The sequence below is a fragment of the Pseudomonas sp. NPDC089569 genome, from assembly GCF_050280625.1.
Classification (GTDB): Bacteria; Pseudomonadota; Gammaproteobacteria; order Pseudomonadales; family Pseudomonadaceae; genus Aquipseudomonas.
Genome location: NZ_JBNNVQ010000146.1, coordinates 1 through 11,246, shown reverse-complemented (window position 1 = coordinate 11,246; position 11,246 = coordinate 1). Strand labels below are relative to the sequence as shown.

General features: G+C 60.7%; 8 protein-coding genes and 1 pseudogene. 3 read left to right on the top strand and 6 right to left on the bottom strand.

Features of this window, described 5'->3' with window-relative positions:
* From ACQKP2_RS30115 to betI, 3 genes are all read right to left on the bottom strand, one after another.
* Positions 1-1,107 (bottom strand): choline dehydrogenase (locus ACQKP2_RS30115; protein ID WP_427581971.1); only part of this gene is annotated, 1,107 nt, incomplete at its 3' end.
* Positions 1,108-1,262: 155 nt separating this feature from the next.
* Positions 1,263-2,735 carry a betaine-aldehyde dehydrogenase gene (gene betB / locus ACQKP2_RS30110; RefSeq protein WP_427581970.1) on the bottom strand — a complete coding sequence of 491 codons (1,473 nt, stop codon included), beginning with the start codon at positions 2,733-2,735 and terminating at the stop codon, positions 1,263-1,265.
* A gap of 35 nt (positions 2,736-2,770) precedes the next feature.
* Positions 2,771-3,391: a transcriptional regulator BetI gene (gene betI / locus ACQKP2_RS30105; RefSeq protein WP_427581969.1), complete on the bottom strand. Its 621-nt coding sequence runs from the start codon at positions 3,389-3,391 to the stop codon at positions 2,771-2,773.
* A 380-nt stretch (positions 3,392-3,771) separates the two neighbouring features.
* Between betI and ACQKP2_RS30100 the strand changes: the two genes are divergently transcribed.
* On the top strand, positions 3,772-5,388 hold the full coding sequence (locus ACQKP2_RS30100; RefSeq protein ID WP_427581972.1) for a BCCT family transporter: 1,617 nt from the start codon (positions 3,772-3,774) through the stop codon (positions 5,386-5,388).
* 316 nt (positions 5,389-5,704) lie between these two features.
* Here ACQKP2_RS30100 and choV read toward each other — a convergent pair whose 3' ends face one another.
* The 3 genes from choV to ACQKP2_RS30085 all read right to left on the bottom strand — a co-directional run bounded on the left by choV (position 5,705) and on the right by ACQKP2_RS30085 (position 8,739).
* Complete coding sequence (gene choV / locus ACQKP2_RS30095) at positions 5,705-6,883, bottom strand: choline ABC transporter ATP-binding protein (protein ID WP_427581968.1); 1,179 nt, start codon at positions 6,881-6,883, stop codon at positions 5,705-5,707.
* A complete protein-coding gene (gene choW / locus ACQKP2_RS30090; protein WP_427581967.1) occupies positions 6,880-7,725 on the bottom strand; it encodes a choline ABC transporter permease subunit in 846 nt (281 codons plus the stop codon). Before choW ends, choV begins: the two co-directional genes overlap by 4 nt.
* Before the next feature lie 66 nt (positions 7,726-7,791).
* Entirely contained in the window at positions 7,792-8,739 is a 948-nt protein-coding gene (locus ACQKP2_RS30085; protein WP_427581966.1) for a choline ABC transporter substrate-binding protein, read from the bottom strand.
* 437 nt (positions 8,740-9,176) lie between these two features.
* Between ACQKP2_RS30085 and ACQKP2_RS30080 the strand changes: the two genes are divergently transcribed.
* Positions 9,177-10,553 carry an L-serine ammonia-lyase gene (locus ACQKP2_RS30080; RefSeq protein ID WP_427581965.1) on the top strand — a complete coding sequence of 459 codons (1,377 nt, stop codon included), beginning with the start codon at positions 9,177-9,179 and terminating at the stop codon, positions 10,551-10,553.
* 594 nt (positions 10,554-11,147) lie between these two features.
* Positions 11,148-11,246, top strand: a pseudogene (locus ACQKP2_RS30075) (hypothetical protein); the annotation flags it as partial.

Below are 11,246 nucleotides of genomic sequence, written 5' to 3'. Positions count from 1 at the left end.
CACCGGCTGGAAGTGATTCTGGATGTTCGGCCTCTCGTATTCCGGACGGGTGCGGTTGAAACCGCCGGCTTCGAACTGGTTGCTGGCGCCGATGCCGGTGCCGTTGAACAGCCACTCGGCACCGATGGCCGGCTGGTTGTGCCAGAGCAGCGAAGGGTACAGCGAGACCGGTTGGGTGCAAGCGTATTGCAGGTACAGCTCAAGGTGATCCTGCAGGTTTTCACCCACGCCCGGCAGATCGTGCACGACCGGGATGTCGAGGCTTTCCAGCAATTTCGCCGGGCCCACACCGGAGCGTTGCAGCAACTGTGGCGAAGCAATAGCGCCGGAGCAGACGATGACTTCCTTGCGCGCTTTGACTTCGACGCGCTCTTCGGCGCTGCCCACCAGGTAACGCACGCCGACCGCACGCTTGCCTTCGAACAAAACCTTGTCGGTCAGGGCGTGGGTGACGATGGTCAGGGTCGAACGCTTCTTGGCGGTGTCCAGGTAGCCGCGGGCAGTGCTGGAACGACGGCCTTTAGGCGTCACGGTACGGTCCATCGGACCGAAACCTTCCTGCTGGTAGCCGTTGAGGTCTTCGGTACGTGGATAACCGGCCTGCACGCCGGCTTCGACCATGGCGTGGAACAGCGGGTTGTTGCCGGACTTGGGCGTGGTCACGCTGACCGGGCCTTCGCCGCCGTGGTAGTCGTTCGGACCGATGTCGCGGGTTTCCGCCTTGCGGAAATACGGCAGGCAGTCCAGGTAGCTCCAGTCTTCCAGGCCCGGCAACTTGGCCCAGCCGTCGTAGTCCATGGCGTTACCGCGGATGTAGCACATGCCGTTGATCAGCGAAGAGCCGCCCAGGCCCTTGCCGCGACCGCATTCCATCCGGCGATTGTCCATGTAGGGTTCCGGATCGGTCTCGTACGCCCAGTTGTAGCGACGGCCTTGCAGCGGGAACGCCAATGCCGCCGGCATTTGCGTGCGGAAATCCATGCGGTAGTCCGGGCCGCCCGCTTCGAGCAGCAGGACGGTGACGCCTTCGTCTTCGGTCAGACGGGTCGCCAGGGTGTTACCGGCCGAGCCGGCACCGACGATGATGTAATCGAATACTTGGGACATTGAATGCACCCTCTTTGAAGTTGGTCAGGTCGGGCCTTGGTGAGTGCTGTGCACTCGGTTCGCCGGCAAGCCTGGCTCCTACAGTCATGTGCTGGCCTTGTAGGAGCGAGGCTTGCCCGCGAAGAGGCCCTCGCAGGCAATACAGGGCTCGGGTCTTAGAACACCGAGACGTAGTCGCCCAGCTCGACCTGTACCGATTTGATGCGGGTGAAGTTGTTCAGCGAGCTGATCCCGTTCTCGCGGCCGACACCCGACTGCTTGTAGCCGCCGACCGGCATCTTGGCGTCGGATTCGCCCCAGGCGTTGATCCAGCAGATGCCGGCTTCGAGTTGGTGAATCACGCGGTGGGCGCGGTTCAGGTCGCGGGTGACGATACCGGCGGCCAGGCCGAAGTCGGTGTCGTTGGCGCGGCGGATCACTTCTTCTTCGGTTTCGTAGCTCAGGATCGCCATCACCGGGCCGAAGATTTCTTCACGCACGATGGTCATGTCGTCGGTGCAATCGGTGAATACGGTCGGCGCCACGAACGCGCCCTTGGCGAATTCGCCGTCGGTCAGACGCTCGCCGCCGCACAGTACGCGGGCGCCTTCTTCCTTGCCCTTGGCGATGTAGCCCAGCACGCTTTCCATATGCGCGAAGCTGACCAGCGGACCGAAATTGGTGTTTTCGTTTTCAGGGTTGCCGATGCGGATGCGCGCCACGCGCTCGACGATCTTGGCTTCGAATGCGGCTTTCAGGTGGGCCGGTACGAACACGCGAGTGCCGTTGGTGCAGACCTGACCGGAGCTGTAGAAGTTGGCCATCATGGCGGTGTCGGCGGCGCGGTCGAGGTCGGCGTCGTCGCAGATGATCAGCGGGGACTTGCCGCCCAGTTCCATGGTCACGTCCTTGAGCGAAGAGCTCGAGGCGCTGGCCATGACTTTCTTGCCGGTGTCGGTGCCGCCGGTGAACGAGACTTTCTCGATGCGCGGGTGTTCGGTCAGCCAGGTGCCGACTTCGCGGCCGCTGCCGGTCAGGACGTTGAACACGCCGGCCGGTACACCGGCTTCGGTGTAGATCTCGGCCAGTTTCAGGGTGGTCAGCGAGGTGACTTCGCTTGGCTTGAAGATCATCGCGTTACCGGCGGCCAGGGCTGGCGCGGATTTCCACAGGGCGATCTGGATCGGGTAGTTCCACGCGCCGATACCGGCCACCACGCCCAGCGGCTCGCGGCGGGTGTAGACGAACGAGGTGGTGCGCAGCGGAATTTGCTCGCCTTCGATGGCCGGTACCAGGCCTGCGTAGTACTCCAGCACGTCGGCGCCGGTGACGATGTCGACGTAACGGGTTTCGGAGTAAGCCTTGCCGGTGTCGAGGGTTTCCAGGGCGGCCAGTTCGTCGTTGCGTTCACGCAGGATTTCCACGGCGCGACGCAGGATGCGCGAACGCTCCATGGCGGTCATGGCGGCCCAGATTTTCTGGCCCTTTTCGGCGCTGACCACGGCGCGTTCCACGTCTTCCTTGGTCGCACGTTGCACTTTGGCGAGGACTTCGCCGTTAGCCGGGTTGATGGCTTCGAAAGTGGCGTCGCTGCTGGCGTCGCTGTACGCGCCATCGATGTAGAGTTTTTGCAGTTCGAAACGGGCCATACAGTCCTCGCAAGAGCATTAAGTGGTTGGCGCGGCTAGGTGTCGAGCGTTCTGGTGGTGCTCTGATTCACCCGCTTGGCCAGTTGGATATCCATGTATTCGTAAGCAATCTGTTGCGCCTGCCCGGTGTCGAAAGCATCTCCCGACAGCGCGCCGCGCAACCACAAGCCGTCAATCAACGCTGCCAGGCCCCGGGCGGCGCTGCGCGCGTCTTCGAGCGGCAGCACACGGCGGAACTGGCAGCACAGGTTGGAATACAGGCGGTGATCGTTGATCCGCTGCAACCTGTGCAAAGACGGCTGGTGCATGCTGGTGGCCCAGAAGGCCAGCCAGGTTTTCATTGCCGGGCCATTGACCTGGCTGGCGTCGAAGTTGCCTTCGATGATCACCTGCAGATGCGCCCGGGGGCTGTCATCTCTGAGCGCCTGTCGGCGCGCGGTGACGTTCTCGCTCAGGACAGTCATCAGGTACCCCATGGTGGCGGCGATCAGGCCATTCTTGTCCTGAAAGTAGTGACTGATGATGCCGTTCGAGACACCGGCCAAACGGGCGATCAGCGCAATGCTGGCGTCCCCCATTCCGACCTGATCGACAGCCTGCAACGTGGCTTCGATCAATTGCTGGCGGCGAATGGGTTGCATACCGACCTTGGGCATCTAGCACATCTCCTTAGGCCTTCCGGCAGACGTCATGCGGCTACCGGATTGAGGGCCAGTCTATTTTGTTTTGATTGAACGTTCAATCAACAAAGAATAAGATCTGCGACAAATCGTCGCTGCCTGCTGATTTTTCCTACGTGCAGTGGCGGAAAAAACGACTTCCTAAATGGTTTGAAGCCCTCGCGCTCCGGCGCTCCAGGGGTTCGAGCCATTTCGGGGTGTCTTTATATCACCCACCGGTCGGCTGCCCACTAAGCGATTGGTCGGGTATCTCGTCTGTACTTGCGTTCTTCTCTCGCACTGCCTGGAGCATCTGTGCAATGAGTTCTGCCTTGCTAACAAAGACCCCACCCGAGAAGGTGACGGTCAACGGTTGGGTGTTCTACACCTCTACCGCGTTGATTCTGTTGTTGACCGCCATTCTGATCATCGCCCCGCAAGAGGCCGGCAGAATGCTGGGTACGGCGCAAGCCTGGTTGTCCCGCAGCTTCGGCTGGTACTACATGGTGGTGATTGCCGCCTATTTGATCTTCGTCGTGGGCCTGGCGTTTTCGTCCTACGGCAAGCTGAAACTGGGCAGCAAGGACGACACCCCGGACTTCAGCTACGGCGCCTGGGCGGGGATGCTGTTCTCCTCGGGTATCGGCATCTCGTTGCTGTACTTTGGCGCGTCCGAGCCGCTGGATCACTTTTTCAATCCGCCCGAAGGCGTGCCCGGCAGCAACCTGGCGGCTCGCCAGGCCGTGCAGCTGACGTTCCTGCACTGGGGCCTGCATGGCTGGGCGATCTACGCGCTGGTCGGCCTGGCCGTGGCGTACTTTGCCTATCGTCATAACCAGCCGCTGGCGTTGCGTTCGGCGCTGTACCCGCTGGTGGGTGAGCGCTGGGTCAAAGGCGCGGCCGGTCATGCGGTGGACGGTTTCGGCATGTTCGTGACCCTGCTGGGCCTGGTGACCAACCTGGGGATTGGTTCGCTGCAAGTGTCCTCGGGCCTGGAAAACCTGTTCGGCATGGAGCACAGCAACGCCAACCTGCTGACCGTGATCATCGTGATGAGCACCGTGGCGACCATCGCTGCCGTGTCGGGTGTGGAAAACGGCATTCGCCGCCTGTCCAACCTCAACATCATCCTGTTCAGCGGCCTGCTGATTTTCGTGCTGTTGTTCGGCCCGACCCTGCACTTGCTCAACGGTTTTGTGCAGAACATCGGCGACTACCTCAACGGCGTGGTGCTGAAGACTTTCGACCTGTACGTGTACGAAGGCGACAGTGAGAAGTCCGACCGCTGGCTGGGCCTGTGGACCCTGTTCTACTGGGCGTGGTGGATTTCCTGGGCGCCATTCGTGGGCATGTTTATCGCGCGTATTTCCCGTGGTCGCACGGTGCGTGAGCTGGTGGCGGGTGTGTTGCTGATTCCGCTGGGCTTCACCCTGGCCTGGCTGTCGATCTTCGGCAACTCGGCCCTGGACCTGGTGATGAACCATGGGGCCGCGGAGCTGGGCAAGACGGCATTGGAACAGCCGTCGATGGCGATCTATCAACTGCTTGAGCATTACCCGGCGTCGAAAGTGGTGATCGGCGTGTCGATTTTCGTCGGATTCGTACTGTTCCTGACCCCGGCGGATTCCGGCGCGGTGATGATGGCCAACCTGTCGTGCAAGGGCGGCACCGTCGACGAAGACGCCCCGCACTGGCTGCGGATCTTCTGGTCGGTCGTCATTACGCTGGTCACCATCGGCCTGCTGTTCGCCGGTAACTTCGAAGCCATGCAAACCATGGTGGTGCTGGCCGGCCTGCCGTTCTCGGTGGTGCTGGTGTTCTTCATGTTCGGCCTGCACAAGGCCATGCGCCACGACGTGCAGATCGAGCAGGAACAGGCGGAAATGGCGGCACGCAGTCGTCGTGGTTTCACCGAGCTTCTGACCGAACTGGACCTGCAGCCGAACCAGCCGCAAGTGCAGACCCGCACAATGGCAGACCGGGTTACCAATTGATCGGGTGTATCGCTGAGTTGTGAGTCCTGATCGTTCCCATGCTCCGCGTGGGAACGCCTCAAGGGACGCTCCGCGTTCCGGCCGCGCTGCCGATTGGCTGTCTGGCACCGATGGGACGCGGTGCGTCCCGGGCTGCATTCCCACGCAGAGCGTGGGAACGATCAAACACCTCACTCTCCTGCTCGTTCCCATGCTCCGCGTGGGAACGCCTCAAGGGACGCTCCGCGTTCCGGCCACGCTGCCGATTGTCGGTCTGGTCGAATCTTCATAAACAAAAACGCCGCGAATCTATCGCGGCGTTTTTGTTTCTGTTGCCTTAGCCCAGGTTCTTGCCGAGCAGCGCGTGGTACAGCTCGCTGTCGCCAAGTATCCCGACGACTTTGTTGTTGTCGTGCAGCACCAGTTTGTTGCCGGTCTGGTAGCGAATCTGCAGCGCGTCGCGCATGCCGATGTTGGAGTCCACCAGGGTTGGCCTGCGACCCAGTCCTTCAACGGCCTGGCCGGGTGCCCAGTTCTGCAGATCCAGGGCCGAGCCGTTCTGGCGCGCGCCCTTGATGGTGTTGCCTTCGGCCAGGTCCAGCCACGAGTCGCCGCCCGGATCCAGGCAAACCGAACCGTTGATGCGCTTGCAGTTGTCCAGGGTGCGCATCAGGCTGCGACCGCACAGCACGTTCAGCGGGTTGGTGTGGGCCACGAAGGTCCGCACGTAGTCGTCGGCAGGGTTGAGGACGATGTCTTCGGCCTTGCTGTACTGGATGATCCGGCCGTCTTTCATGATGGCGATACGGCTACCGAGTTTCAGCGCTTCATCGAGGTCATGGCTCACGAACACGATGGTCTTGCTCAGCTTGCGTTGCAGTTCCAGCAGTTCGTCCTGCAGGCCCTGGCGGATCAACGGGTCGAGGGCCGAGAACGGTTCGTCCATCAGCAGAATGTCCGCGTCCATGGCCAGCGCACGGGCCAGGCCCACGCGCTGTTGCATGCCGCCGGACAGTTCATCGGGCTTCTTGTTGCGCCATTGGGTCAGACCCACCAGTTCCAGCTTGTCGTCCACCAGTTTGCGGCGTTCCTTTTCCGGACGGCCCTGCATTTCCAGGCCGAAGCTGATGTTCTCGCGCACCGTCAGCCAAGGCATCAGGGCAAACTTCTGGAACACCATCGCAATGCGCTTGGTGCGCATCATTTTCAGCTCGGCGGGGGTGCAGGAAGCGATGTCGATCTGGCGGCCTTCATGTTCGACGAACAGCTTGCCGCGGCTGACGGTGTTCAGGCCGTTGATGCAGCGCAGCAGGCTGGACTTGCCGGAGCCGGACAGGCCCATCAGCACGCAGATTTCACCTTTTTCGATATCCAGGCTGGCCTTTTCAACGCCGACGATCTGCCCGGTCTTTTTCAGGATTTCGTTACGCGTCAGGCCCTGATCCAGCAGCTTGAGCGCCTCGCGCGGATCCTTGGAGAAGATAACGTCGACGTTATCGAAGCGAATAATGCTCATGCGTCACCCCCTACTTTGGCGTCGGGTTGTTTGCAGATACGGTCGAGCATGATTGCCAGCAGTACGATCGCCAGGCCCGCTTCGAAGCCCAGGGCGATATCAGCGGTATTCAGTGCGTTGACCACCGGTTTGCCCAGGCCATCGGCGCCCACCAGTGCCGCGATCACCACCATCGACAACGACAGCATGATGCACTGGGTAACGCCGGCCGCGATGCTTGGCATGGCATGGGGCAGTTCGATTCGCGTCAGCAGTTGGCGGCGCGAGCAGCCGAAGGCCTTGCCGGCGTCCATCAATTCTTGCGGGACATCGCAGATACCCAGGTAGGTCAGGCGGATGGGCGCGGCAATCGCGAACACCACCGTCGAAATCAGACCCGGGACCACGCCCAGACCGAAGAGGGTCAGGGTAGGAATGAGGTACACGAAGGTCGGTACGGTCTGCATCAGATCGAGTACAGGACGCATCAGTGTGTAGAACATCGGTTTGTGCGCGGCGACGATGCCCAACGGCACGCCGATGACCACGCAGACCAGGGTGGCGAACATCACCTGGGCGAGGGTTTCCATGGTTTCCTGCCAGTACCCCAGGTTGAGGATCAGCAGAAAGGAGGCAATGACGAAGGCGGTCAAGCCCCATTTGCGTTGAATGAAGTGGGCGAGGATGGCGATGAGGCCAATCAGGACGAAAGGGTTGAACCAGGTCAGCGCAAATGTCACGCCGTGGATCATCGTTTCCAGCGTTACGGCAATGGCGTCGAAGGTGGAGGCACCGTGTTGCGTCAACCACTCGACGAAGCTCGCGATGTGCTGGCCTAAAGGTATTTTCTGATCAATCAGCATGGTAGTGAACGTCCGCATGCAAGGAAAAAACAGCCCGGGCAGGCGAACCCGCCCGGCGTAAGCGATTTATTTCGCGAGCTTGGTCTTCACGGCGTCCAGGCCAGGTTTACCGTCAATGGTGGTCACGCCAGCGAGCCAGGTATCGAGCACCTGTGGGTTCTTTTTCAGCCAGGCCTTGGCGGCCGCGTCAGGCTTCATTTTGTCGTCCAGGATGTTGCCCATCAGTTCACTTTCCATGTCGACAGTAAACTCCAGGTTCTTCAGCAACTTTCCGACGTTGCTGCATTCCTCGGCATACCCTTTGCGGGTGTTGGTCGCCACCGTGGCGGCACCGAAATCGGGGCCGAAGTATTCGTCGCCGCCGGTCAGGTATTGAATCTTGAAGCGCTTGTTCATCGGGTGCGGCGCCCAGCCCAGGAACACCACGGCGGTATCGCGTTTCTGTGCGCGGTCGACCTGCGACAGCATGCCCGCTTCACTGGATTCGACGACCTTGAATCCGGCGTCTTTAAGACCGAAGGCGTTCTTGTCAATCATACTCTGGATCAGGCGGTTGCCGTCGTTGCCAGGCTCGATGCCATAGATCTTGCCGTCGAGTTCCTTCTTGAATTTGGCAATATCGGCGAAGTCATGCAGCCCCTTGTCGTACAGCGCCTGGGGAACGGCGAGGGTGTACTTGGCGCCCTTCAGGTTGGTGCGCACGATGTCGACGGTACCGGCATCGCGATAGGCCTTGATGTCGTTTTCCATGGTCGGCATCCAGTTGCCCAGGAACACGTCCATGTTCTTGCCGTCGGCCAGGGACTTGTAGGTCACAGGCACGGAAATCATGGTGGTCTTGGTCTTGTAGCCGAGGGCATCGAGCACGACGCTGGTGGTCGCTGTGGTGGCGGTAATGTCGGTCCAGCCAACATCGGAGAAGTTCACGGTACTGCATTGCGCCGGTTCTGCGGCTTGCGCCAGAACCGGCAGACTAAGCATGGCGGCCAACAACAACGACGGGGAACCTTTCATGGATGGACTCCTTGGTGTTTTTTTTGGCAGTGTTCCGACTGGGACCACCGCACTTATGGGTTGCGGTTGGATGGCGTTCTGGAGACAGCTCTACCACGGCGCCGTGCAATCGAGTCGATATGATCATGTACCAGTGAAAATCTGACGCCTACAGGGTGCGTCGTAACCAGTACAGGGATGGTCGCATCCAGTGTCAGTGACGTCGCTTACAGATTTTTTCACTCCCTTTTCCCTCTCTGAATCGCAAAAAAACGGCGAAAACATGGCGCAAAACGCCCACGGCGTTGTTGGGCAAGAGTGCGTCGGTGTGAGACGTCGAACGACATGACAAAAGGCTGATGATGGGTCCATCTCGGCGGATCGCAGCTTGAGCGTAGCAGCTCCGCCACCGGCCGCTTTATGCGTCGGGAGTTGGCTCACCCAGGAGTTCGGCAGTAATGGCTATCAGTGTTTTCGACCTGTTCAAAATCGGCATCGGCCCTTCCAGTTCGCACACCGTGGGCCCCATGCGGGCGGCGGCGCTGTTCGTGCAGGATTTGCGCGAGCGGGGGCTGCTGGAGCAAGTGCGGCGCGTCGAAGTTCAGCTCTTCGGTTCGTTGTCTGCCACCGGCATCGGCCACGGGAGCGACAACGCGGTCATCATGGGGCTGATGGGCGAGTGGCCGGATGCGATCGATCCGTCGCAAATCGGTATTCGCATCGCCACCCTGCGCGAAACCGACACACTGCTGCTCGACGGTCGGTTGCCCGTGCCATTCATCTGGGCGCGGGACATGCGCCTGATCGACGAAAACCTGCCGTTCCATCCCAACGCCATGACCCTGATTGTCGAGGGCGATGACGGCGAGTTGCATCGCGACACCTATTATTCGGTCGGCGGCGGTTTTGTCGTCGACGAGGCCCAGGCGTCCAGTGGCGTCGTGGACCTTGACCGCACTGTGCTTCCTTATGATTTCTCCAGCGCCGCCGAGCTGCTGCAGCTGTGTAAAAAGCACAGCCTGAGCGTGGCGCAATTGATGATGATCAACGAGAAAGTCTGGCGCAGCGAAGATGAAATCCGCAGCGGTCTGATGAAGCTCTGGCGTGCCATGCAGGATTGCGTCGAGCACGGCCTCAAGCACGAGGGCATTTTGCCTGGCGGCCTGAATGTGCGCCGCCGCGCCGCCAAGCTGCATCGCAGCCTGCAGGAGCTGAACAAGCCCAACGTGATCGGCTCGACGTTGTCGGCCATGGAGTGGGTCAACCTCTATGCCCTGGCGGTCAACGAAGAGAACGCCGCCGGCGGACGCATGGTGACAGCACCGACCAATGGCGCGGCCGGGATTATTCCGGCGGTGCTGCACTACTTCATGAAGTTCAGCGAGGACGTGACGGACGCCAATGTCGTCGACTACTTCCTGGGTGCTGCGGCCGTGGGGATCCTGTGCAAGAAGAATGCTTCGATCTCGGGTGCCGAAGTGGGTTGCCAGGGTGAAGTCGGCTCGGCATGCGCCATGGCGGCGGCAGGGTTGGCCGAAGTCCTCGGTGCGACGCCGGAGCAACTGTGCAACGCGGCGGAAATCGGCCTGGAGCACAACCTCGGGCTGACCTGCGATCCGGTGGGCGGCCTGGTACAAGTGCCGTGCATCGAGCGCAACGCGATTGCCGCCGTGAAAGCGATCAACGCCGCGCAGATGGCATTGCGTGGCGATGGCCAGCACTTCATTTCACTGGATCGGGTGATTCGCACCATGCGCGATACCGGTGCCGACATGCATGACAAATATAAGGAGACATCGCGGGGCGGGCTGGCGGTCAGCGCTGTCGAGTGCTGATATCCCCCCTCATCCCGTAGGAGCCAGGCTTGCCGGCGAACCGGTTGATATGGTCTATCTGGTACACCCTGTCGACCGGTTCGCCGGCAAGCCTGGCTCCTACGGATAGGAATAGTGTTGGACCAGTCAAAACTGCGCCTTAAGTGAACATTCGCTGGAAAACGCGCCACGTTTTGGCGCGTCGCTCACAGATAATTGTCTGTCGTTGAAGGGGGGCGTATTGACGCCTTCCGACCATTCGTCACTGCGTGCCTGCGGTGACACTCTTTTCGGGCTGCTCGCGGCCCTGTTCCCACAAGTGCTACCGAATTGCTCACACGCAACGGAGCAGGGCACTTGTCTTGCCGGCTGGCACGCTTAATCCCTGTTCCCTGTGCGTCATATATAGACACATTCCGACGTCGTTTTTAGGAGTTATTGAACGCGCATTCAAATTTAGGCATGGCAATTGCTCTGTCATTACAAAGCCCGTCTCCCGCGCGAGAACGATGGCAATAACAAGAAACAAGAGCCTCCGCCTGAGGCCATCACCTGCATTGTGTGAGGAGATACCGCGATGACGTCGTTCAACTCCGGGGCCCAACCCCAGAACCGTGCGCCGGTGGCGATGCCGGGCTGATCGCCGACTACGCCGAACGCAACGATTTGAGCCTGCCCAAACTCGACGACGGACAAGTCGGCGAGCTGGCCCAG